At 71.5% G+C, this 23,690-nt stretch carries 19 protein-coding genes; 9 read left to right on the top strand and 10 right to left on the bottom strand.

The genetic code is table 11. From position 1 onward, the window contains the following. Positions 1-7: 7 nt before the first annotated feature. From iolD to iolC, 3 genes are read right to left on the bottom strand one after another with little or no spacing between them, the layout of a single operon-like run. Positions 8-1,903 (bottom strand): 3D-(3,5/4)-trihydroxycyclohexane-1,2-dione acylhydrolase (decyclizing), encoded by a 1,896-nt coding sequence (gene iolD, locus OG276_RS24275; protein WP_266908701.1) that lies wholly within the window; start codon positions 1,901-1,903, stop codon positions 8-10. Continuing rightward, entirely contained in the window at positions 1,900-3,006 is a 1,107-nt protein-coding gene (gene iolB / locus OG276_RS24270; RefSeq protein ID WP_266913074.1) for a 5-deoxy-glucuronate isomerase, read from the bottom strand. The genes iolD and iolB overlap by 4 nt, the downstream gene beginning before the upstream one ends. A 7-nt stretch (positions 3,007-3,013) precedes the next feature. Then, complete coding sequence (gene iolC / locus OG276_RS24265) at positions 3,014-3,994, bottom strand: 5-dehydro-2-deoxygluconokinase (RefSeq protein ID WP_266908699.1); 981 nt, start codon at positions 3,992-3,994, stop codon at positions 3,014-3,016. 66 nt (positions 3,995-4,060) lie between these two features. Here iolC and OG276_RS24260 point away from each other — a divergent pair, with 66 nt between their 5' ends. The 4 genes from OG276_RS24260 to OG276_RS24245 all read left to right on the top strand — a co-directional run bounded on the left by OG276_RS24260 (position 4,061) and on the right by OG276_RS24245 (position 7,100). Further along, positions 4,061-4,975 carry a sugar phosphate isomerase/epimerase gene (locus tag OG276_RS24260; RefSeq protein ID WP_266908697.1) on the top strand — a complete coding sequence of 305 codons (915 nt, stop codon included), beginning with the start codon at positions 4,061-4,063 and terminating at the stop codon, positions 4,973-4,975. 52 nt (positions 4,976-5,027) lie between these two features. Continuing rightward, positions 5,028-6,041, top strand: a complete 1,014-nt coding sequence (locus OG276_RS24255; RefSeq protein WP_266908695.1) for a Gfo/Idh/MocA family protein — start codon at positions 5,028-5,030, stop codon at positions 6,039-6,041. 76 nt (positions 6,042-6,117) lie between these two features. Beyond that, positions 6,118-6,654: a GNAT family N-acetyltransferase gene (locus tag OG276_RS24250; protein WP_266908693.1), complete on the top strand. Its 537-nt coding sequence runs from the start codon at positions 6,118-6,120 to the stop codon at positions 6,652-6,654. Between the two features lie 245 nt (positions 6,655-6,899). Beyond that, positions 6,900-7,100: an AlpA family transcriptional regulator gene (locus OG276_RS24245; protein ID WP_266908691.1), complete on the top strand. Its 201-nt coding sequence runs from the start codon at positions 6,900-6,902 to the stop codon at positions 7,098-7,100. A 44-nt stretch (positions 7,101-7,144) separates the two neighbouring features. Here OG276_RS24245 and OG276_RS24240 read toward each other — a convergent pair whose 3' ends face one another. Next, on the bottom strand, positions 7,145-9,391 hold the full coding sequence (locus OG276_RS24240; RefSeq protein WP_266908689.1) for an MMPL family transporter: 2,247 nt from the start codon (positions 9,389-9,391) through the stop codon (positions 7,145-7,147). Positions 9,392-9,531: 140 nt separating this feature from the next. On the opposite strand from OG276_RS24240, the gene OG276_RS24235 reads away from it, so the two are divergent. Further along, the gene (locus tag OG276_RS24235) at positions 9,532-10,242 is read left to right on the top strand and encodes a TetR/AcrR family transcriptional regulator (RefSeq protein WP_266908687.1); all 711 of its coding nucleotides are present in this window, start codon (positions 9,532-9,534) and stop codon (positions 10,240-10,242) included. On the opposite strand, the gene OG276_RS24230 is transcribed toward OG276_RS24235, so the two are convergent. After that, positions 10,220-11,476 carry a cation:proton antiporter gene (locus OG276_RS24230; protein ID WP_266913072.1) on the bottom strand — a complete coding sequence of 419 codons (1,257 nt, stop codon included), beginning with the start codon at positions 11,474-11,476 and terminating at the stop codon, positions 10,220-10,222. The two genes, OG276_RS24235 and OG276_RS24230, sit on opposite strands and share 23 nt — an antisense overlap. Positions 11,477-11,651: 175 nt before the next feature. Here OG276_RS24230 and OG276_RS24225 point away from each other — a divergent pair, with 175 nt between their 5' ends. Then, the gene (locus OG276_RS24225; protein ID WP_266908685.1) at positions 11,652-11,885 is read left to right on the top strand and encodes a heavy-metal-associated domain-containing protein; all 234 of its coding nucleotides are present in this window, start codon (positions 11,652-11,654) and stop codon (positions 11,883-11,885) included. A gap of 98 nt (positions 11,886-11,983) precedes the next feature. After that, a complete protein-coding gene (locus tag OG276_RS24220; protein WP_266908683.1) occupies positions 11,984-14,278 on the top strand; it encodes a cation-translocating P-type ATPase in 2,295 nt (764 codons plus the stop codon). A 299-nt stretch (positions 14,279-14,577) separates the two neighbouring features. Here the strand turns inward: OG276_RS24220 and OG276_RS24215 are convergent, their stop codons facing one another. Together OG276_RS24215 and OG276_RS24210 are read right to left on the bottom strand one after the other, a co-directional pair. Continuing rightward, positions 14,578-15,867 carry a citrate synthase gene (locus OG276_RS24215; protein ID WP_266908681.1) on the bottom strand — a complete coding sequence of 430 codons (1,290 nt, stop codon included), beginning with the start codon at positions 15,865-15,867 and terminating at the stop codon, positions 14,578-14,580. Between the two features lie 183 nt (positions 15,868-16,050). Continuing rightward, positions 16,051-18,297, bottom strand: coding sequence for an ATP-dependent RecD-like DNA helicase (locus OG276_RS24210; protein WP_266908679.1), 2,247 nt, complete (start codon positions 18,295-18,297; stop codon positions 16,051-16,053). 313 nt (positions 18,298-18,610) lie between these two features. Here OG276_RS24210 and OG276_RS24205 point away from each other — a divergent pair, with 313 nt between their 5' ends. Beyond that, positions 18,611-19,210 carry a DUF937 domain-containing protein gene (locus OG276_RS24205; protein ID WP_266908677.1) on the top strand — a complete coding sequence of 200 codons (600 nt, stop codon included), beginning with the start codon at positions 18,611-18,613 and terminating at the stop codon, positions 19,208-19,210. Positions 19,211-19,294: 84 nt separating this feature from the next. On the opposite strand, the gene OG276_RS24200 is transcribed toward OG276_RS24205, so the two are convergent. The 3 genes from OG276_RS24200 to OG276_RS24190 all read right to left on the bottom strand — a co-directional run bounded on the left by OG276_RS24200 (position 19,295) and on the right by OG276_RS24190 (position 22,322). Beyond that, on the bottom strand, positions 19,295-19,669 hold the full coding sequence (locus OG276_RS24200) for a nuclear transport factor 2 family protein (protein WP_266908675.1): 375 nt from the start codon (positions 19,667-19,669) through the stop codon (positions 19,295-19,297). A gap of 80 nt (positions 19,670-19,749) precedes the next feature. After that, entirely contained in the window at positions 19,750-20,985 is a 1,236-nt protein-coding gene (locus OG276_RS24195; RefSeq protein WP_266908673.1) for a PLP-dependent aminotransferase family protein, read from the bottom strand. Then, positions 20,982-22,322 (bottom strand): MFS transporter, encoded by a 1,341-nt coding sequence (locus OG276_RS24190; protein ID WP_266908671.1) that lies wholly within the window; start codon positions 22,320-22,322, stop codon positions 20,982-20,984. The genes OG276_RS24195 and OG276_RS24190 overlap by 4 nt, the downstream gene beginning before the upstream one ends. Before the next feature lie 158 nt (positions 22,323-22,480). Here OG276_RS24190 and OG276_RS24185 point away from each other — a divergent pair, with 158 nt between their 5' ends. Continuing rightward, positions 22,481-23,689 (top strand): transposase, encoded by a 1,209-nt coding sequence (locus OG276_RS24185; protein WP_266913070.1) that lies wholly within the window; start codon positions 22,481-22,483, stop codon positions 23,687-23,689. Position 23,690 lies beyond the last annotated feature (1 nt).

Raw genomic sequence — 23,690 nt, 5'->3', positions numbered from 1 at the left:
AACTCCTTCACAGATGGCGACGTCGCTGCGCGGCTTGCCGGTCGTACTCTTCTCGGGCCTTGGCCGCCGACGTACGGGTCGCGGTCTCGGCCACAGGGACATCCCACCACGCCTGTGCGGGGGGCGGGCCCGACACAGTGTCGGGTGTTCGGGTCTGCACGTAGACACATGTGGGACGGTCCGCCGACCGCGCCTCGGCGAGGGCTTTGCGCAGGTCACCGATGGTGCGGGGGTGGATCACGGCCATTCCGAGGGAAGCCGCGTTGGCCGCGAGATCCACCGGCAGGGGCGCACCGCTGTACGAACCGTCCACCGCCCGGAAGCGGTAGGCGGTGGCGAACCCCTCGCCGCCCACCGCGTCCGACAGGCCGCCGATCGAGGCGTACCCGTGGTTGTCGAGGATCACCAGCTTGACCGGGATCCCTTCCTGCACGGCGGTGACGATCTCGGTCGGATTCATCAGGTACGTCCCGTCGCCGACCAGCGCCCACACCGGCCGCCCGGGGGCGGCCAGGGCGGTGCCGATCGCGGCGGGGATCTCGTAGCCCATGCAGGAGTACCCGTATTCGACGTGGTACTGGTCCGCGGAGCGGGCCCGCCACAGCTTGTGCAGGTCCCCGGGGAGCGAACCGGCGGCATTGATCAGGATGTCGTCGCCGTCGACGAGGCCGTCCAGCAGACCCAGCACCTGTGCCTGCGTCGGGACGCCGTCCTCGTCGGGAGCCGCGTACGCCCGGTCGACCAGCCGCTCCCACGCCCTCTTCCCTTCTTTGTACGCCGTCTCGTACGGGGGGTCCACCCGGTACCCGGCGACCGCGGCCCGGAGTTCCTCCAGGCCCTCCCGCGCATCGCAGACCAGGGGGCGGGCGGCGAGCTTGTGGGCGTCGTACGGGTCGAGGTTGAGCCCGAGGAAGCGCACCCCGGGGTGCTGGAACAGCGTCGCGGAGGCGGTGGTGAAATCGGTGAGCCGGGTCCCGGCGGCGATCACCAGATCGGCTTCGCGGGCCAGCGCGTCGGCGGTGGCCGTGCCGGTGTGCCCGATCCCGCCCACGTCGGCGGGGTGGTCCCAGGGCAGGACCCCCTTGCCCGCCTGGGTGGAGGCGACCGGGATCCCGGTGGCCTGCGCGAACTCCGCGAGCGCCGCCCCCGCCGCGCTGTGCCGGATCCCGCCGCCGGCGATGATCAGCGGCCGCGCGGAGCCCCGTACGGCGCGGGCGGCCGCCGCCAGCTCGGTCCGGTCGGGGCGGGGCCGGCGTACGCCCCACACCCGCTCGGCGAAGAACTCCTCCGGCCAGTCGTACGCCTCGGCCTGGACGTCCTGCGGCAGCGCGAGGGTGACGGCGCCGGTGCTCACGGGGTCGGTGAGGACCCGTACGGCCTGCAGGGCGGCGGGGATCAGGGCTTCGGGACGGGTGACGCGGTCGAAATGGCGGGAGACGGGGCGCAGGGTGTCGTTGACGGAGACATCACCCGCATGGGGGACCTCCAGCTGCTGGAGGACGGGGTCGGCGGGCCGGGTCGCGAAGGCGTCCCCGGGCAGCAGGAGCACCGGGATCCGGTTGATGGTGGCGAGGGCGGCCCCGGTGACGAGGTTGGTGGCGCCCGGGCCGATGGAGGTGGTGACGGCGTGCGCGGACAGCCGCCCGCTCTGGCGGGCGTACCCGACGGCGGCGTGCACCATGGCCTGCTCGTTGCGGCCCTGCAGGAACGGCATCTCCCCGCGACCGCTCTCCAGCAGCGCCTGGCCGATCCCGGCGACGTTCCCGTGCCCGAAGATCCCCCAGGTGGCGGCGATGAGCCGGCGGCGCTGTCCGTCGCGCTCGGTGTACTGCCGGGAGAGGAAGCGGACGAGGGCCTGCGCGACGGTGAGCCGGACGGTCTGCGTCGCCTGCTGCGGCGTCATGCGGGGTCCTCCGCTCGGTGGTGGAAGGGCAGCCGGGGGTCGAGGTCCTGACCGGTCCAGGTGGAGCGGATCCAGCCGTGATCGGGGTGATCGCGGATGAGCCACTCCCGGGTCGCGCCGGGTCCCGCCATGACGTTGAGGTAGTACATGTCGTGGCCGGGCGCGGCGATGGAAGGACCGTGCCAGCCGTCCGGGATGAGGACCGCGTCGCCGGTCCTCACCTCGGTGAGGATGTCGGTCTTCCCCGCCGGGGAGGGGCTGACACGCTGATAGCCGAGGCCGGGTGTGTCCCCGTGCGGGGCGATCTCGTAGTAGTAGATCTCCTCCAGCCGGGATTCCACGCCGGGGTGGTGCTCGTCGTGCTTGTGCGGCGGGTACGAGGACCAGTTGCCGCCGGGGGTGAGCACCTCCACGGCGATGAGCCGGTCGCAGTCGAAGACGCCGGCGGCGGCGAAGTTGTTGACCTGTCGGGAGCACTGTCCGCCTCCGCGGAGCTCTACGGGGACCCCGGCGGCGGGCCCGTACCGGGCGGGCAGCCGCTGCTCGCAGCGGGCGCCGACGAGCGCGAAGCGGCCGCCCTCAGGGGACAGGACCTCGGCTTGCCCGTCCCGGGGCAGGTAGGCGAAGTCGGTGGGGCCGTCGAACACCCCGCGTCGCCCCCGTAGTCGCAAGACCTGCGGTCCGCTCCCGGGGCGCCGCCCCGGACCCCGCTCCTCAAACGCCGGAGGGGCTGGATTTCGGCCCGCGTCAGGCTGCACGTGCGAGTGACCCATCGCGCCCCCTGGCGGGCCGGTGGCCACCCCAGCCTCGCCGGCGTTCGAGGCGCCGGGGTCCGGGCCGGAGCCCCGGTCCCTGAGCCCCGCCGGCGTTTGAGGCGCGGGGTCCGGGCCGGAGCCCCGATCCTTGAGCCCCGCCGGCGTTTGAGGCGCGGGGTCCGGGGCGGAGCCCCGGTTTCGGGAAGGGGCGGGGTGGGGGAACGGCTCCGCGCAGCGGACCTCGCAGCCGCCCTCCAGCGGGAGGACGATCCACTCCGACTCCCCGCACGCGTGCGCGTACGTCTCCCCCGGCGCGAGATCGAGCACGAGCAGCCTCGTCCAGTCCATCGCCCACTCAGACACCACCGGCACGGTCCAGCACCTCCTCGACTTCCTCTCCGAACGGCATCGCCGTCGAACACGCCAGCCGCGAGGCCACGATGGCCCCGGCCGCGTTCGCGTAGCGGATGACCCGATCCAACTCCCATCCGGCGAGCAGCCCGTGGCACAGCGCCCCGCCGAAGGCATCGCCCGCGCCCAGCCCGTTGACGACGGCCACCGGCACCGGCGCGGCCTCCACCACCGTCCCGTCGCGGTGGACGGCCAGCACGCCCTCCGGGCCCCGTTTCACGACCGCCAGCTCCACCCCGGCGCCGAGCAGTGCCCGCGCCGCCGCGTACGGCTCGGTCTCGCCGGTGGCGATCGCGCACTCCTCGGCGTTGCCCACGGCCACCGTGGCGAGGGACAGCGCCCGGCGGTACGGGTCCCCGGGCCCCTCGGCCCCGCCCCCCTCCCCGGAGGGCCACAGCATGGGCCGCCAGTCCAGGTCGAACACCGTGAGCGGGCTCCTGCCGCGTGCCTCCAGCGCGGCCAGGGTGGCCGTCCGGCTCGGCTCCGCGCTGAGCCCCGTACCGGTCATCCAGAACACCCGCGCCGCCCGCACCGCGTCGAGGTCGAGCTCGTCCGCGGCGATCTCCAGGTCGGGCGCCTTCGGGTACCGGTAGAAGTACAGCGGGAAATCGTCGGGCGGGAAGATCTCGCAGAAGGTCACCGGCGTCGGATAGGCCGCCACCTCCCCGGCCCACCGGTCGTCCACCCCGAACCCGCGCAGCTCCGCCCGGAGATACGCGCCGAAGGGGTCCGCGCCGGTCCGGGTGATCACCGCCGTCCGCCGGCCCAGCCGGGCCGCCGCGACGGCGACGTTGGTGGGGGAACCTCCCAGGAACTTCCCGAAGGTGTCCGCTTCTCCGAGCGGTACGCCCGTCTTCAAGGGGTAGAGATCCACCCCGATCCGCCCCATCGTGATCAGGTCGAACGCCAACGGATCCGCAGTCATCACCACACCATTCCTCACGACCGAGTGCTCCCCGCACCCAAGAGCCTCGCACCCTAAGGTGGCCGTATGACGTCCTCACCAACCGCGTTGACCCGTATCCGCGTCGGTTCGGCTCCGGACTCGTGGGGGGTCTGGTTCCCCGACGATCCCCGGCAGACCCCGTGGGAGCGGTTCCTCGACGAGGTCGCCGAAGCCGGGTACGAGTGGATCGAGCTCGGCCCCTACGGCTATCTCCCCACCGATCCCGTCCGGCTCGCCGACGAGGTCGGGGCGCGCGGCCTGCGGGTCTCCGCGGGAACCGTCTTCACCGGACTCCATCACGGGCCCGCCGTGTGGGAGGACACCTGGGAGCACGTGTCGCGGATCGCGGAGCTCACCCGGGCCATGGGCGCGGCGCACCTCGTGGTGATCCCCTCCTTCTGGCGGGACGACAAGACCGGCGAGGTGCTGGAGGACCGCACCCTCGGCCCCGGGGCCTGGCACGAACTGACCACGCAGACCGAGCGGCTGGGAAAGCGGGTCCAGGACGAGTACGGGCTGCGGATCGTCGTCCACCCGCACGCGGACACCCACATCGACACTCCCGAGAACGTGGCCCGCTTCCTCGACGCCACGGACCCGGCGCTGGTCTCCCTCTGCCTGGACACCGGGCACTACGCGTACTGCGGCGGCGACAGCGTGCGGGCGATCGAGACCTTCGGCGAGCGCATCGGCTACCTCCACCTCAAGCAGGTCGATCCGCGGATCCTCGCCGAAGTGGTCCGGGACCAGGTCCCCTTCGGGCCGGCCGTGGCCCGCGGGGTGATGTGCGAGCCGCCGGCGGGGGTGCCCGCGCTGGAACCGGTGCTGGCGGCCGCCGAGCGGCTCGGCGTGGACCTGTTCGCCATCGTGGAGCAGGACATGTACCCGTGCCCGCCCGACCGGCCGCTGCCGATCGCCCGCCGCACCCGGGCCCACCTGCGCTCCTGCGGCGCCCGCTGAACCGGACCCCATGACCGTAACTGCCCTACGCACCCTCGTGGAGGAACACGACATGACCAGCACGCTCGGCATCGCCGTCATCGGTACCGGGAAGATGGGCTCCGACCACGTCCGCCGCTTCGGCCGGACGGTCGGCGGGGCCCGGGTGGTGGCCGTGGCCGACCCGGACGGGGACCGGGTCAAGGAGGTCGCGTCCGGTCTGGAGGGGGCGAGCGCGCACACCGATCCGGCGGCCGCGATAGCGGCGCCCGGGGTGGACGCCGTACTGATCGCCTCGCCCGGGCCCGCCCATGAGGAAGCGATCCTGCACGCGCTGGAGCGGCGGCTGCCGGTGCTCTGCGAGAAGCCGCTGACCCCCGATCCGGCGGGCTCCCTGCGGATCATGGAGGCGGAGGCACGGCTGGGCCGCCGGCTCGTCCAGGTCGGCTTCATGCGGCGCTACGACGCCGAGTACGCGCGGCTCAAGGAGCTGCTCGACGCGGGCGGCATCGGGCGCCCGCTGTTCCTGCACTGCCGGCACCGCAACGCCTCCTCGCCGTCCTTCTTCACCAGCGACATGCTGATCAGCGATTCGGTGGTGCACGAGGTGGACGCGGCCCGCTGGCTGCTGGGCCAGGAGATCACCGCGGTGACCGTGCTCTCCCCGACCCCCTCCTCGGCAGCCCCCGAAGGGCTGCGCGATCCCCGGTTCGTCCTCATGGAGACCTCCGGAGGCGCCGTGGTCGACGTGGAGATCTTCGTCAACTGCGGCTTCGGCTACCAGGTGCAGTGCGAGGCCGTCGGCGAGGCCGGCACCGCCCGGATCGGCGACGGCCACGCGATGGTCGTCCAGTCGGCGGGCCGCTGGGGCGGGGAGATCGACCAGGACTTCACGGTGCGGTTCGCCGACGCCTACGACCGCCAGCTCCGCCGCTGGGTCGCCGCGGCCGCGCTGGGCCGGGTGGACGGTCCCGACGCGTGGGACGGCTACGCGGCGTCGGCCGTCTCCGAGGCGGGCCTCGCCGCGGCACGCAGCGGCGTACGGACCCCGGTGGATCTGGCCCAACGCCCGTCCCTCTACAGCTGATCCGCCCGAAGGTCCCGCACCGGCCGAAGGACGCACCCCTCGCCCGTTTCCCGGACGACGGGGTCATCATGGGGGAATGTCCGAGATACCTTCCCCCGCGGCCCCGACCGCGATGCGGCTCGCCCGGTACACCAAGACGGAACAGGACGAGATCCTCGGCGGCGGCCCCGACCCCTTCGGCGTGGCCGCCGCCGGCTTGACCTGGCTGCCCAAGGAGGAACACTTCGGCGTCGGGTACGGAGACCGCCTGCTGGCCCACGCGGGCCTGCTGCGGCTGCCCGTCGCGATCGGCGCCGCCGAGACGGAGGTGGTGGGCGTCGGAGGAGTGGCCGTCGCACCCGACGTACGCGGGCGCGGTCTGGCCCGGCTCGTCGTCTCGGCCGCCCTCGACCACGCGCGCACGATGGGCCCCCGGCACGCGCTCCTGTTCTGCCGGCCGCCGCTCGTCGCGCTCTACGAGCGCCTCGGATGGCACCCGCTCGACGAGCAGGTCCTCGTCGAGCAGCCCGAAGACCGCTTGGTCACCATGCCGCTGCGCACCATGGTGACCCCCTTGCGCGATGACGCCCTCTGGCCTGCGGGGCCGGTACGACTGCTCTCCCTGCCCATGTGACGCGGAACCCCGGGTGCACCATCTGCGCCACCCGCGCCATGTGCCACCCGTGTCACGAGGGTTGCCCTTGTGTCACGCATGTCCGCATTACGCGGGTCTTCCGTCACAGGCGGACGACAGGCCCTCCCCTGGTATCACCCTGCGTCGTTCCCCGGGCACAACCTGAGTGATCGACAGTGTCCACGCGCCGGCTCCCCCGACGGCCTCCCGGCCGGCCCCGCGGCGTGGACAAGGAGGTGTCGAGGATGAGCGACCGACAGCTGTGGTCGTACAAGGAGATCGCCGCTCACATCCGGGTCCAGCCGGACACGGTGCGCTCCTACCGCAAGCACGGGCTGCTGCCCGCACCCGACACCGTGGAGGGCGGCAAGCCCTACTGGTACGCCGACACCATCCGCGCCTGGGTGGCGCGAAGGCCCGGCAACCGCGGACGCCGCGAGGACTGACGCGGCGTCCGTTCCAGGGGCGGGACCCTCCCGGGCCCCGTCCGCTAGCGGCTCCCGGCGGGCACGGGCTCCGGCTCTGGCCGCTCGACGGCCGGCGCCGGCTCCCCTTCGCTCAGTCCGAAGCGTTCGTGCAGTCTGCGCAGCGGCGCCGGCGCCCACCAGGTGGCCTTTCCGGTCAGCTTCATCACGGCCGGCACCAGCAGGCTCCGCACGACCATCGCGTCCATCAGCACGGCCAGCGCGATTCCCAGGCCGAGCATCTTGGTGTTGGTCACCCGCGAGCTTCCGATGGCGACCATCACCACCGCCAGGATCACGGCGGCCGCGGTGATCAGTCCGCCCGTGCGGGTCAGCCCGGCGCGCACCGCACCCTCGTGGTCCCCGGTCCGGTCGTACTCCTCCTTGATCCGGGATATGAGGAACACCCCGTAGTCCATGGAGAGTCCGAAGGCGATGCAGAACATCAGCACGGGCAGGGTGGTCTCGATGTCTCCGGTGGAGGTGAAGGAGAGCAGTCCGGAGAGGTGGCCCTCCTGGAACACCCACACCACGGCCCCGAACATCGCGGTCAGGCTCAGTGCGTTGAGCAGCACGGCCTGGACGGGTATCAGCAGGCTTCCGGTGAGCAGGAAGACCAGGAGCAGCGTGGCCAGCACCACGACACCCAGGGCCAAGGGCAGTTCCTCGGCTATGGCGTCGCGGGCGTCGACGAGCACCGCGGCCTGTCCGGTCACGGCGGTGTCGAAGGGTGCGTCCACCGCCCGGACCAGACCCACCAGGTCCTGGGCCTGTGGTCCCACCTCCTCGCCTTCGGTGAGCACCGAGAAGTAGGCGTATCCGCCACCGGCGGCGGAAGGAACCGGCCCCTCCACCCCCAGCACTCCGGGCAGGGCTTCCACCCGCCGCTTGTAGGCGTCGAGATCGGCGGCGCCGGAGGCCCCCTCGGTCAGTACGGTCAGCGCTCCGCCGGGGCTGCCGGGGAAGCCTTCGCGGATGTGCTGCTGCACCACGTGCGATTCGGCGGTCGCCGGCAGCTGCCGGTCGTCCACGGTGCCGAACTTCACGCCGAGGAAGGGCAGTCCGAGGAGCAGCAGCCCGGCCGTGGTGGCCACGGCGAACACCGGGGCCCGGCGCATCACCAGGTCCGTCAGCCGGGCCCAGCCCCGCCCGCTCCCGGCCCGGGCCGGGTCGCTCCCGGCCGGTCCGGTCCGGCGCCACAGCCGGCGCAGGTCGAAGGAGTTGACCCGCTCCCCCAGCAGCACCAGCGCCGCGGGCAGCACGATGAGCGCGGCCGCGGCGGCGAGCAGGACCACCGCGACTCCGGCGTAGGCGAAGGAGCGCAGGAAGTACATCGGGAAGAAGAGCATGGCCGAGAGCGCGACGGCCACGGTCAGGGCCGAGAACAGGACCGTCCGCCCGGCGGTGCGCAGGGTGACCCCGACGGCCGCGACCGGGTCGCGCCCGGCGGCCAGCTCCTCGCGGAACCTGCGCACGATGAACAGGGCGTAGTCGACGGCGAGTCCGAGGCCGAGGGCGGTGGTCAGGTTCTGCGCGAAGACGGAGACGTCGGTGATCTCGGTGAGCCCGCGCAGCACCGCGTTGGTTCCGATGATGGCGATGATGCCGACACCGAGGGGCAGCAGGGCCGCGACGGCGCTGCCGAAGACGAGGACGAGCAGGACGAGCGTCACGGGCAGGGCGATCAGCTCGGCGAGCAGCAGGTCCTCCTGGATGGTGGAGGTCACCTCGCGCTGGACGGCGGCCGGTCCGCCGAGGGTGACCTTCACCGGTCCGTGCGCACCGCGGTAGCTCGGGGTGATCCGTTCCAGGACGGCGTTGGCCGCTTTCTCGTCGCCCAGCACGCGGGCGGCTATCAGGGCCTGCCGGCCGTCCTCGGAGCGCAGGGTGGGCAGCCCGGTCCGCCAGTACGAACCCACGCCGGTCACCCCCTGCTCGGCGGCGAGCCGCGCGGTCAGCCGCTCCGCCTCGGCGGCGACGGCGGGGTCGTCCACCCCGGCCGTCCCGGCGGCGGCTCCGGCGTCGACGAGCAGCAGCAGGTTGGGCTGGGAGCCGGGGAACTCGCGCTCCAGGGCTTTGGTGGCATAGGTGGAGCGGGCGCCGGGATCCTCCCAGCCCCCGCTTCCCAGGCGGTCGGCGACGCCTCCGCCGGCGAAGACGGCCAGGGCGGTGACCACGAGGGCGAGCAGCAGCGAGAGCCTCGGCCGTGTGGTGACGAACCCGGTCCACCGGCCGCCCTCCCCAGGCGACGGCGGTCTTTTGACTTCGGACATGTCTCGGTGTCCCCTTCACCGTGTTGCCAAGCCACTTAGACTGGCAAACACGAGCAGTCGCTCGCGTTCCTCAAGAATGCGAGCGATCTCTCGTGTTTGTCAATCACCCACGGGAAGCAACGGGAAGCAAGGGATTGGACATGCGGGAGACCTCTCGGACCAAGAGCTCGGACAAAGCGGGTGAATCGATCACGGAGGCGGCGCTGGAAGCAGCGACGGAAACCGCTCCCCGCCGCCGCCAGGCCCGCGGCGAGCGGCGGATCGCCCAGCTCCTGGCCGCCGCCGCCGGGGTGTTCTGTCGTACGGGTTACGCGGCGGCCAGCACCAACGCCATCGCCCGCGAGGCCGGCGTCTCCCCGGGCACGCTCTACCAGTTCTTCCCGAACAAGGAGGCCATCGCCGTCGAGCTGGGCGGCCACCTCCTCCAGCGCGCCCATGAGGCGCACGGCCGGGCCTTCCTCCCGGAGAACCTGGACCACCCGCTGCCCGAGCTGATCGACGCCGTCCTGGATCCGGTCATCGCCTTCAACTGCGAGAACCCGGCCTTCTGGGCGCTCATGCACGGCTCCGGCATCCCCGGCATCGCCCAGGAACACGACGAGCTGCACGTCGGCATGCTGACCCGCGTCGAGGGGCTGCTGCGCACCTGCGTCACCCCGGCCGCCGCCGGCGCCCCCGCCACCGACGGGGAACTCACCCACGTCGCCCACATGGTGCTCGGGATCGTGCAGAGCTCGCTCGAACTGATCCTGGCCAGCGAGGGCGCGGAACGGGCCGCGTACGTCACGCAGCTGAAGACCGTCCTGTTCCGCTACCTGGCCCCGATGATCACCACGCCTCCTCCTCGCTGACCCTCCTCCCGGCGCCCCCGGACCCGCCCGAGCCGGCACCGGGGAGCGAGCCGGAGCCGTCACCGGACCCCGCCCGCCGCAACCGCAGCCCCAGCAGCGGGAAGATCAGTACGGACAGCATCCCGGCCCCGACCAGGGCAGCCGCCTCCCCCGACCCGAGCTTTCCCTCCTGCACGCCCAGGGTGGTGATCGCCACGACCAGCGGCAGCGCCGTGGAGCCGAACAGCACCAGCGCCGACCGGTCCCGGCGCCCGAGGTCCCGGGGGGCCAGCAGCCACATCGGCAGCCCGCGCACCACGAGGAAGAGCAGCAGGAACACCGGCAGCAGCACCAGCACCCAGCCGCCGTCGAGCAGCGCGGCGAGGTCGAACTCGATCCCGGTGACCACGAAGAACAGCGGCACCAGGAAGCCGAAGCCCATGGCCTCCACCTTCGAGAGCACGGCCTCGCTGCTCTCCGGGGCGGCCCCGTGCAGTACGAGCCGGGTGATCAGCCCGGCGGCGAAGGCGCCGAGGAGGACGTCGAGGCCGAGCACCTCGGACAGCGCCAGGAACGCCACGAGGATCAGCACCACCAGGCGGACGGCGAACTGCCCGCTGCTGTCCAGGGTCTTGGAGATGACCCGGGCGAACCAGGGCGGCTTGGGCCGCATCGCCCAGAACACGGCGGCGGCCGTGAGCACCGCGAAGCCGATCAGCAGCGCCGCCGACTGCGCCGGCGCCCGTCCGCTGAGCAGCAGGGCCATCGCGATGATCGGCCCGAACTCGCCGACCGCGCCCATCGCCATCATCACCGAGCCGAACCGGCTCTGAAGGTCCCCCGAGTCCCGCAGGACCGGCAGGATCGTGCCGAGGGCGGTACTGGTGAGGGCGGTGCCGATGTAGACGCCCTTGTCGAATCCGCCGCCCGACAGCAGCAGGCCGAGCCCGAGCCCCAGCGCGAGGGCGGCCACCCAGGCCCACACCGACCGCTTCAGGGTGTCGCCCTTGACCTGGGCGAACTGGATCTCGTAGCCGGCCAGGAAGATCAGCATCGCGAGGCCGAGCTCGCTGAGCACGTCGATGACCTCGGTGGAATGCGCCCAGCCGAGCACGTCGGGCCCGACCAGGACGCCCAGGACGATCTCGAAGATCACCAGCGGTACGGAAAGCCAGCGCGAGACCCCGTACGCGAGCAGGGGCGCGAGAACCGCGATCGACATGATCAAGATGAGAGTGATCCCCGAGTGCGCCATGTGTGTCATTTACATACGCTTCGCGCGGATTGTCCACTGCAAAAGATCTCGGGGGATGCTCGCATCCATACCCCCTAGGGGTATAGTCTCGAAGTGTCGGGATGAACGGTGGACTCTCCACGAGCGATCCGCCGTCTTCCGGCCGCCCGGAAACGCCCTTGAAGAGGAGAACGACATGAGCGCCGACACGGACACCCAGACCACCACCGTCTACCGGGTGACCGGCATGACCTGCGGGCACTGCGAGGGCGCGGTGACCACCGAGCTCTCCGCCCTGGCGGGCGTCAGCTCGGTCAAGGCCGTCGCCGCGACCGGCGAGGTCACCGTGGTCTCGGCCGCCCCGCTCGACGAGGCCGCCGTACGCGCCGCCGTCGACGAGGCCGGCTACGAGTTCGCCGGCCAGGCCTGAGTCCCCCTCTTCGGCAGCACCCCGCAGTACCGCGCCGGGCCGTACCGGCCAGCTCATACTGGTTCCGTACGGCCCGGCCCTCCCCCTGGAGCCGGAACATGAGCAGCAGCACAGTGCACGACGGACCCATAGCGGTGGCGCAAGCAGCGGCAGCGGCCGCCGGCACCGCCGAGGTCGAGCTGACCATCGGCGGCATGACCTGCGCCTCCTGCGCGGCCCGCATCGAGAAGAAGCTGAACCGGATGGACGGGGTCACCGCCTCGGTGAACTACGCCACCGAGAAGGCCAAGGTCTCGTACGGCGAGGGCGTGGCGGTCGCCGACCTCATCGCGACGGTCGTCAAGACCGGCTACACCGCCGAGGAGCCCCCGCCGCCGGAACCCGAGCCTGAGCCGCAGGCCGCCGCGGCACGGGAAGCCCGCGACCCCGAACTGGCCGCACTGCGCCAGCGCCTCCTGGTCTCCGTGGCGCTCTCGCTGCCCGTCGTCCTGCTCGCGATGGTCCCGGCCCTCCAGTTCGACAACTGGCAGTGGCTCTCGCTGACCCTCGCCTCCCCCGTCGTCGTCTGGGGCGCGCTCCCCTTCCACAAGGCCGCCTGGACCAACGCCCGGCACGGCGCCGCCACCATGGACACCCTGGTCTCGGTGGGCACCGGAGCCGCCTTCGCCTGGTCGCTGTGGGCCCTGTTCTTCGGCCACGCCGGCATGCCCGGCATGCGCCACGGCTTCGACTTCTCCGTGTCCCGCACCGACGGCTCCTCGGCGATCTACCTGGAGGTGGCGGCCGGAGTCGTCAGCTTCATCCTGCTCGGCCGGTACCTGGAGGCCCGCTCGAAGCGGAAGGCCGGCGCCGCCCTCAAGGCCCTGATGCGGCTCGGCGCCAAGGACGTGGCGGTCCTGCGCGGCGGGAGCGAGGTGCGCATCCCCGTGAGCGCGCTCGCGGTGGGCGACCGGTTCCTCGTCCGGCCCGGCGAGAAGATCGCCACCGACGGCACGGTCGTCGAGGGCAGCTCCGCCGTGGACGCCGCCATGCTGACCGGAGAATCGGTCCCGGTCGAGGTCACCGTCGGCGACACCGTCACCGGCGCCACCGTCAACACCTCGGGCCGCCTCGTCGTCGAGGCCACCCGCGTCGGCGCGGACACCCAGCTCGCCCGGATGGCCAAGCTGGTCGAGGACGCGCAGAACGGCAAGGCCGAGGTGCAGCGCCTCGCCGACCGGATCTCCGGGGTCTTCGTCCCGGTCGTGCTCGTCCTGGCGCTGGGCACCTGGGTCACCTGGCTGCTGATCACCGACAACCCGACGGCCGCCTTCACCGCCGCCGTGGCCGTCCTGATCATCGCCTGCCCCTGCGCCCTGGGCCTGGCCACCCCGACCGCCCTGATGGTCGGCACCGGCCGGGGCGCGCAGCTCGGCATCCTGATCAAGGGCCCCGAGGTGCTGGAGTCCACCCGCCGCGTGGACACCGTCGTCCTGGACAAGACCGGCACCGTCACCACCGGCCGGATGACCCTGACCGCCACCCACCCCGCCGAGGGCGTGGACCCGGCCGAACTGCTGCGCCTGGCCGGTTCGCTGGAGCACGCCTCCGAGCACCCGATCGCCCGGGCCATCGCATCGGCGGCCGCGGACCTCGCCGAAGGCCTGTCCGTCCCCGAGGGCTTCGAGAACCACGGCGGCCTCGGCGTCCAGGGCGTGGTCGACGGGCACGCGGTCCTGGTGGGCCGCGAGAAGCTGCTCGCCGACTGGTCGATCGCGCTGCCCGCCGCCCTCGCCGAGGCCAAGGCCGCCGCCGAGGCCGAGGGTTCCACCGCCGTCCTGGTCGCCTGGGACGGGGAGGCCCGCGGAGTGCTGACCGTGGCCGACGCGGTCAAGGAGACCAGCGCCGAGGCCGTGTCCCGGCTGCGGGCCCTGGGCCTGACCCCGGTCCTGCTGACCGGCGACAACGAGGCCGTGGCGCGGACGGTGGCCCGCGCGGTGGGCATCGACGAGGTCATTGCCGAGGTCCTCCCGCAGGACAAGGTGGACGTCGTACGCCGGCTGCAGGCCGAGGGCCGTACGGTCGCCATGGTCGGCGACGGGGTCAACGACGCGGCCGCCCTGGCCCAGGCCGATCTGGGCCTGGCCATGGGCACCGGCACCGACGCGGCGATCGAGGCGAGCGATCTGACCCTCGTACGGGGCGACTTGCGGGTCGCGGCGGACGCGATCCGGCTCTCGCGCCGGACCCTGGCCACCATCAAGGGCAACCTCTTCTGGGCCTTCGGCTACAACGTCGCGGCGCTTCCGCTGGCCGCCGCCGGACTGCTCAACCCGATGATCGCGGGGGCCGCGATGGCCTTCTCCTCGGTCTTCGTGGTCACCAACAGCCTGCGGCTGCGGTCCTTCCGCTAGTGATCACCCTTCACGTTTCGCGCACACCGCCTTCACGCGAGACGCAGATCACAGCGACCCCGACGTAACCTTGGGGCGACCCCGTGGGTCTAATGGGGCGATGCCAGAAACGTGTTGGAACGAACACGCGGTTTCTCGGCACGCAGACACCCGGTCCGGGTCCCGTGGGGGGAATCCGTTCCGGGGTACGGAAAGCGCCCCGACCTTCGACCCGTGGGGGGATCGATGGCGGGGCGCTTTTCCTGTTCGGGTCCTGCAAGTACTGCGAGTCCTACGGGTACTGCGGCTCGACCCTCGGGTCAGCGGGACTCGACCGGAACGAAGTCGCGCAGGACCTCGCCGGTGTAGATCTGGCGCGGGCGGCCGATGCGGGAGCCGGGCTCCTTGATCATCTCGTGCCACTGGGCGATCCAGCCGGGCAGCCGGCCGATCGCGAAGAGCACGGTGAACATCTCGGTCGGGAAGCCCATGGCCCGGTAGATCAGGCCGGTGTAGAAGTCCACGTTCGGGTAGAGGTTGCGCTCGACGAAGTACTCGTCGGCCAGCGCGTGCTCTTCCAGCTTCAGGGCGATGTCGAGGAGCTCGTCGTCCTTGCCGAGCGCCGAGAGGACGTCGTGCGCCGCGGCCTTGATGATCTTCGCCCGGGGGTCGAAGCTCTTGTAGACGCGGTGTCCGAAGCCCATGAGGCGGACGCCGTCTTCCTTGTTCTTCACCTTGCGGATGAAGGCGTCGACGTCGCCGCCGTCGTTCTTGATGCCTTCGAGCATCTCCAGAACCGACTGGTTGGCGCCACCGTGCAGCGGACCCCACAGGGCCGAGATGCCGGCGGAGATCGAGGCGAACATGTTCGCCTGCGAGGAGCCGACCAGACGCACGGTGGAGGTCGAGCAGTTCTGCTCGTGGTCCGCGTGCAGGATCAGCAGCTTGTCGAGCGCGGCGACCACGACCGGGTCCAGGTCGTACTCCTGGGCCGGCACGGAGAAGGTCATGCGCAGGAAGTTCTCGACGTAGCCGAGGTCGTTGCGCGGGTAGACCACCGGGTGGCCGACCGACTTCTTGTACGCGTAGGCCGCGATCGTCGGGAGCTTGGCCAGCAGCCGGATCGTCGAGAGGTTGCGCTGCTTCTCGTCGAACGGGTTGTGGCTGTCCTGGTAGAACGTCGACAGCGCGCTGACCACGGAGGACAGCATCGCCATCGGGTGCGCGTCGCGCGGGAAGCCGTCGTAGAAGCGCTTGACGTCCTCGTGCAGCATCGTGTGCTGGGTGATCTCGTTGCGGAACGACGCGAGCTGGTCGACGGTCGGCAGCTCCCCGTTGATCAGCAGGTAGGCGACCTCGATGAAGGTCGAGCGCTCGGCCAGCTGCTCGATCGGGTATCCGCGGTAGCGCAGGATGCCCTGCTCACCGTCGAGGTAAGTAATGGCGGACTTATAGGCGGCGGTGTTTCCGTAGCCGCTGTCCAGGGTGACCAGCCCGGTCTGAGCCCTCAGCTTCGCAATGTCGAAGCCCTGGTCACCGACGGTGCTCTCGACCACCGGGTAGGTGTATTCACCGTCCGCGTACCGCAGTACTACAGAGTTGTCGCTCACGTCATCCCTCACCGACGTAGTGCCTCTTCTTCGAGGTGCCCTGACTGCCTCTACCTTCCCCCATTTGGCGCAGGTGAGTGCACTCGGGGTCGAGCTTTGGTGTTTTTGACGGCACTCAGTGCCGCCAGCGTGCACATCCTGCCCCCTCCGCAACCGTTGTAGGAACCCCAAATGATCGATCATCTAGGTGATGTTTCCCACCGGTATGCGGCCGGACAGTCTGGGTGCGACGGCCGTGTACCTCCTGCCTGCGGAAACGGTACGCACCGCCTGCCCCAGGGCTTTGCGGGACCCGACCAGGACGACCAGTTTCTTCGCCCGGGTGACGGCCGTGTAGAGCAGGTTCCGTTGGAGCATCATCCAAGCGCCGGTCGTGACCGGGATCACCACCGCCGGATATTCACTCCCCTGGGAGCGGTGGATGGTGACGGCGTACGCGTGGGCCAGTTCGTCGAGCTCCGCGAACTCGTAGGCCACTTCCTCGTCTTCGTCCGTGCGCACCGTCAGCCGCTGTTCGTCCAGGTCAAGGCCGGTGACCACGCCGACCGTGCCGTTGAAGACCCCGTTCGCCCCCTTGTCGTAGTTGTTGCGGATCTGGGTGACCTTGTCGCCGACCCGGAAGACGCGGCCGCCGAACCGCTTCTCGGGCAGGCCCGGCCGGGCCGGGGTGATGGCCTGCTGGAGCAGCGCGTTGAGGTTTCCGGCACCGGCCGGGCCGCGGTGCATCGGGGCGAGGACCTGGATGTCCCGCCTCGGGTCGAGACCGAATCTGGCCGGAATACGACGGGCGGCGACGTCGACGGCAAGCTTTCCGGCCTCCTCGGTGTCCTCCTCGGGGAAGAGGAAGAAGTCGGGCAGCCCGTCGGTGATCGGCGGCAGACCGGTGTTGATCCGGTGGGCGTTGGTGACCACCCCGGACTGCTGGGCCTGCCGGAAGATGGTGGTCAGCCGGACGGCCGGAACCGGCCCGCCCTCGGCGAGCAGATCGCGCAGCACCTCGCCCGCCCCGACCGAGGGCAGCTGGTCCACGTCCCCGACCAGCAGGAGGTGGGCACCGGGTGCCACGGCCTTGACCAGCTTGTTCGCCAGCAGCAGGTCGAGCATCGAGGCCTCGTCCACGACGACCAGATCCGCGTCGAGCGGCCGCTCCCGGTCGTACGCCGCGTCCCCGCCCGGCTTCAGTTCCAGGAGCCGGTGCACGGTGGAGGCCTCGGCCCCGGTGAGTTCGGCCAGCCGCTTCGCCGCCCGGCCGGTCGGGGCGGCGAGGACGACCTTGGCCTTCTTGGCCCGGGCCAGCTCCACGATCGAGCGGACGGTGAAGGACTTCCCGCAGCCCGGCCCGCCGGTGAGGACCGCGACCCGGCGGGTGAGGGCGAGCCGGACCGCGTCCCGCTGCGCGGGCGCCAGCTTGGCTCCCGTCCGGCCGGCGAGCCAGCCCAGGGCCTTGTCCCAGTCCACGTCCCGGAAGGCCGGCAGCCGGTCCTCGTCGGCGTTCAGGAGGCGGCGCACCTGACCGGCCAGGGACAGCTCGGCGCGGTGGAACGGCACCAGGTACACGGCGGTGAGGGGGTCCGGGCCGCCCTGCGGGTCCGGCACGGATTCCCGTACGACCCCTTCGGGATCGGCGGCGAGCTCGGCCAGGCAGTCGATCACCAGCCCGGTGTCCACCTGGAGCAGCTTGACCCCGTCGGCGATGAGCCGGTCCTCGGGCAGGAAGCAGTGCCCCTGGTCGGCGGACTGGGACAGGGCGTACTGGAGCCCGGCCTTGACCCGATCCGGACTGTCGTGCGGGATCCCGACGGCCTGCGCGATGCGGTCGGCGGTGAGGAAGCCGATGCCCCAGACGTCGGCGGCGAGCCGGTACGGCTGGTTCTTCACCACGGAGATGGAGGCGTCGGCGTACTTCTTGTAGATGCGCACCGCGATGGAGGTGGAGACCCCGACCCCCTGGAGGAAGACCATGACCTCCTTGATGGCCTTCTGCTCCTCCCAGGCCGCGCCGATCAGCCTGGTGCGCTTGGGGCCGAGGCCGGGCACTTCGATCAGCCGCTTCGGCTGCCCCTCGATGACGTCCAGGGTGTCGAGGCCGAAGTGCTCCACGATCCGGTCGGCGATCTTCGGGCCGATGCCCTTGATCAGGCCGGAGCCGAGATAGCGCCGGATGCCCTGGATGGTCGCGGGCAGCAGCGTCGTGTAGTTCTCCACGGTGAACTGCCGGCCGTACTGGGGGTGCGAGCCCCAACGGCCCTCCATGCGCAGCGATTCCCCCGGCTGGGCCCCGAGGAGGGAGCCGACGACCGTGAGCAGGTCTCCGGCGCCACGACCCGTGTCCACCCGGGCGATCGTGTATCCGCTCTCCTCGTTGGCGTAGGTGATGCGCTCCAGCACCCCCTCGACCACCGCCGGCGCCACGGCCGCGTTCGTCGTCATGGCCCGAAGCTACAGCCCGGGTGCGACAGGCCCGCCGGGCCTGTGGAAAAAGGCCCACCGAGAGCGGGCGGTCAAGAGCAGGAAGCCAAAAGGGGGTCCCGCCTTCCGGCCGGACCCCCTCACGGTTACCCCTCCCTCGTCGGACTCCCCGATCCCCCCCGGATCCCCCCCCGGAAGTCCCGACGCACCATACGACCCTCGACCCATGCCCGTGGTTGCACGCGCATCCGGAACTTTACTTTTCCATTACCCAAGGGGGCTCCGGACGCCATCCGAGGTGCCGCCGAATCGCCACAGAAGTAGCGTTTCAGACATGAGCGAACCTTCCTTCCAGGACGACGTGCTGAACGAACTCGGCGACGACCGGCTGACCGAGATCGCCGGCCTCCTCGGCACCGACACGAACGGCGCCCGTGACACCGTCGCGACGACGGTCGGGGCGATGACCGGCGACCTCCAGCAGAAGGCGGACGCCGATGACGACGACGGCAACGAGGTCCGCCAGGCCTTCGCCGAGGTCACCCAGCCCCCGCTGGAAGGCGTGGCCACCCTCGGCGGCGGGCTGGGCGGCATGCTCAGCGGCGGAATGATGGCCGGGGTGCTCGCCAAGGTGAGCAAGCCCGTGGCCAACGCCGTCTCGAAGAAGACCGGCATCCCCGCGCCCACCATCGCCCGGGTCATCGAGCTGCTGATCCCGGTCCTGCTGGCGGTCTTCGCCAAGCGCGCGGCCTCCGGGAAGGGCGGCGGCGCCGGAGCCCCGAAGGCGGCCGGCGGCGAGTCCCCGATCCCGTCTCCGGGAGCGGTGCCGGGAGCGGCGGGCGCGGCGCCCGCGGGTCCGGCGGGCGCGGCCCCGGCGGCCGGCGGCAGCCTCGGCGACCTGCTCGGCCAGATCCTCGGCGGCGGCAAGAAGTAGCGAGAAGCAGCGCGCCTCACCCGTTCGGAGGAATCGGCCCGGGCCGGGTCCGGACCGCACCGGCGGTCCGGACCCGGCCCGCGGTCAGATCGCCGGGCGGTAGAAGAAGGTCTTCCGGCGCTCGATCCTGCCGTCGCGCACGAGGTAGGTGTCGGCGAAGGCCTCGTCCAGGGTCTTGCCATCCTTGTCGGCGCCCTGGAAGCGCCCCCAGCAGGCGGCCGCGGCCAGGCCGCCGGTCACCTGGCTCACCTCGTGGGCTCCCGAGGTGATGATCCGTTCGTGCTCGTAGAACCGGCGGATCCGGTCGAGACCCTCCAGCGCCGGGTAGCCCGGCCGTTCGTACACGGCGTCCGGCGCGAAGACCTCGCCGAGCCGGTCCCACGAGCGGGAGTCGATCACCTGGAACAGCCGGGCCACCAGGGATTCGGCGGTCACCGGTGCGGGCGACGTCGTTGTCACGGCCTTGCTCCTTAAGGGTGTGGACGAAAGACGAGATACGAGAGACGAGCGACGAAAAGCGGAAGGCGGGAGAGCTCCGGTCACGGCCCGTCGGCGAGAGCCTTCTCCCAGGCAGCGGCCAGCCGCGAAACCCCTTCCCGGCGCTGCGCGCCGTCCAGGGAGGCGAAGGACAGCCGCAGGACCCGCGAGCCGTCCTCCTCTATGCAGAACGGCGTGCCCGGCACGATGGCCACTCCCTGCGCCAGCGCGTGCGCGTACAGCGCGTCCGAGCCGACCCGGGGGTCGGTCAGCCGGCACCAGAAGAAGAGCCCGCCGCGCGGCCGCTCGAAGTCCAGCCAGGGCAGCCGCTCGCGCAGCAGCGTCTCCATGGCGCGGGCCCGGCCGCCGTACAAAGTGCGCAGGCCCGCCAGGTGGGCCGGCAGGAACTCCGGGTCCCCCAGCAGATCGGCGAGCAGGTACTGGCCGAAGGTGTTGGTCTGCAGGTCCCCGCACTGCTTGGCCGCGACCAGCTCCCCGATCAGCTCGGCGGGTGCGACCAGACCGGCCACCCGCAGTCCCGGGCAGACCGTCTTGGAGAGGCTCATGAGCCGCACCACCCGCCCGCTGTGCACGTCGGTGGACGGCAGCCGGCTCCCCTCGAAGGCCAGGTCCCCGTACGGGTCGTCCTCGACGACGAGGAAGCCGAACCGCTCGGCCAGCGCGGCCAGGTGACGGCGCCGCTCCTCGGAGAGCACGGCTCCGGTGGGATTGTGGAAGTGCGGTACGACGTAGACCAGTTTGGGCCGGGCCCCGGCGAGGAGCCGCTGCTCCAGTACGTCGGTGCGCATCCCCTCCGCGTCGCCGGGCACCGGCAGCAGCCGGGCGCCGGCCCGCCGGAAGACCTGTACGGCGCCCAGGTAGCTCGGGTCGTCCAGGGCGACCTCGTCGCCCTCGTCGATGATGGTCTGGGCGACGAGGTCCAGGCCCTGCTGGCTGCCCGCGGTGACCATCACCCGGTCGGGGCCGACGGGGGCCCCGGTCGCGCTCGCCCGGGCGGCGATCACCTCGCGCATCGGGCCGATGCCGTCGGTGGGGGCGTACTGGAGCGCTCGTACGGCCGCCCCGTCCGGCCCGGTGAACAGCCGGTCGGTGGCCTCCGCGAGCCGGGCCACGGGGAAGCTGTCGGGGGCCGGGATCCCGCCGGCCATCGAGAGCACCCCGGGGGCCGCGGCGGCCGCCAGGATCCGGCTCACCGCGTCGGAGCGGCCCCAGCCGGTCCGGCGGGCGAGCAGCCCCTCGATGTCACGAGGGGCGGGGGTTTGCTGCGCGGCGCTCACCTTGCGTCCGCCTTCCGCGGCTCGGCGACGATCTGGGGCGGGAAGTCCTTCAGGCGCCACACCGGCGATTTCAGGACGACCAGGACCGCGGTCAGGAAGAGCGCGGCCGTGACGAAGAGGGTTTCCCGCAGCCCGATGAGGTCGCCGAGCCAGCCGCCCAGCAGGGCGCCGAGCGGGAGCGTGCCCCAGGAGACGAAGCGGTACCCGGCGTTCATCCGGCCCAGGAGGTGGTCCGGGGTCATGGACTGGCGCAGGCTGATGATGTGGATGTTGGCGATGGTGCCGCCCGCGCCGATCAGGGCGAACGCGGCGACGAACAGGACCAGCGAGAGCGCCCCGCCGTTCGCCGGAGCGGCCGGGATGGCCACCGGGGCCAGGCAGCACAGCAGCAGGGCCACCAGGATGGCCGGGCCGAGTCCGGTCTTGCGCTTGAGCCACTGCGCGAGCATCGAGCCGACCAGGGAACCCACCGCGCCCGTGCCCAGCAGCAGGCCGATGCCGCCGGGCGAGATGCCGAGCGTGCGGGCCGCGTAGAGCACGAAGACCGTCTGGAGGGACATCCAGCACAGGTTGTACAGACCGGACTGGAGGGCGCAGGCCCGCAGGTGGGCGCTGTCCCAGATGATCCGGATGCCCTCGGCGATGCTGGTCCGGATCCCGGTCCGCTCCTGCTGGGGCACCGGCTCCGGCTCGACGCGCCGTACGGCCAGCAGCGTCAGCACGGAGACGAGGTACGAGGCTCCGTTGATCAGCAGCGCGTAGGGGGCGGTGACCCAGCCGATGAGCAGGCCGGCCAGGCCGGGTCCGCCGATCTGGGCCAGCGAACTGGTGCCCTGGAGCTTGCTGTTGCCCTCCACCAGGTGTTGCTTGCCGACCAGGGTCGGCAGGTAGGACTGGTAGGAGACGTCGAAGACCACCGTGAGGGTGCCCACGAGCAGCGCGGCGACGTACACGTACTCGATGCGGAGCAGGTCGAGCACGGCCAGCAGCGGCACCGCGCTGACCAGCAGCGCACGCCCCACGTTGGCCATGATCATCAGGGGCCTGCGCCGCACCCGGTCGACCCAGACGCCGACCAGGAGGGTGACCATCAGGAACGGGGCGTAGGAGGCCGCGTTGACGAAGCCCACCTGGGAGGAGCTGGCGTCGAGCGTCAGCACCGCGGTGAGCGGCAGAGCCAGGGTCGTGACCTGGGCCCCGACCTGCGAGATCGCCTCCCCGGACCAGAACTTGAGGAACTCCGGGTCCCGCCAGAGCGTGGCGGGTGCGGCGGCGGCCGCCGGAGCGGCCGCCGTCTCTTCCACCGGCTCGGCGGCCCCGTTCCCGATGTCGGTCACTTGATCTCTCCCAGAACGCCCTGGGCTTCGGCCAGGGGAAGAATGGGTCCTTGACCCGGAGCCGCAAAGCGGCTGAGCTCACTGCGCATCTGTTGTGACCTGCACCTTCTTGGATTGTCAGTGGCCTTGGTTAAGTTGGCCGTGTGACGACAGCGCAGATGGCCGTAGATGCCGGGTACGCCCGGTACGCCTATCGGCTCCGCATGTCGGCCACTGGCTGCGCCGCCCTGGAAGCGGAGTGGGCACGGTGCCGGTGGATCTGGAACGAGTCCGTGGCCCGCTCCAAGAAGGCCCACGCCGAGGACGAGAAGTGCGGTCCGGCCCGGCTCGACAAGATGCTGACCGCGGCCCGAGCAGCGAACACGTGGCTGCGTGAGGGCAGCAGCGTTCCGCAGCAGCAGCTCATCCGGGACTTCGGGAAGTCCCGTGCCAAGGCGCTCAAGGACACCAAAGCGGGGCTGCCGATGCGTCAGCGGTCCGGGATGCCGAGGTACAAGAGGAAGAACAAGGTCTGTCCGAGCCTGAATTACACGCAGCGCGGATTCCGATTGAAGGATGGGCGCCTGCACCTGGCAGGCGGCATCGCCGTTACGGTCGTGTGGTCGCGTGACCTGCCCAAGCCTCCCACCTCGGTGCGGATCTACCGCGACGCCCTCGGCCACTGGTATGCGTCCTTCGTCGCCGCCGCCGAAGTGCGACTGCTTCCGGAGACGGGTGCGGTGATCGGGATCGACTGGGGTGTGAAGGAGACCGCGACGACCACGAGCGACGCCCACGATCTCCCGCACCCCGAGCACGGCAAGAAGGCCGCCGCGGGGCTCGCCCGCTACCAGCGAATGATGGCTCGCCGGCAACCGGCGAAGGGCAAGCCCGCTTCGAGGGGCTACCGGGCGGCGAGGAAGCTGACGGCGAAGCTGCACAAGAAGGTGGCCCGCCAGCGCCAGGACACCGGCCGCAAGTGGGCCAAGACCGTGGTCCGCGACCACGACGCCCTCGCGGTCGAGGACTTCCGGCCGAACTTCCTCGCCAAGTCCACCCTGGCTCGCAAAGCAGCCGATGCCGCCGTCTCCGCCACCAAGACGGCGCTCATCGAGATGGGCCGCAAGCACGGGCGCATCGTGCACCTTGTCCACCCCGCGCACACCACCATGGACTGCGCACAGTGCGGAGCGAGAACCAAGCACGCGCTACCCCTCTCAATGCGAACGTATACGTGCACCGCATGCGGAGCCGTCTCTCCCAGAGACAAGAACTCCGCACGCGTCATGCTCGTCCGGGCTGGTCTCAACCCGGCTGGTACCGATCTCGTAAGACCTGAGCGCCCGTCGGGCCGCGGGCGGAGTGAGCCAGGAATCCCCGCCCTTTAGG

The sequence above is a fragment of the Streptomyces sp. NBC_00086 genome (assembly GCF_026343255.1).
Classification (GTDB): Bacteria; Actinomycetota; Actinomycetes; order Streptomycetales; family Streptomycetaceae; genus Streptomyces.
Note: the sequence above shows the minus strand (reverse complement) of the source record. Positions and strands in the feature narration are given on the sequence as shown.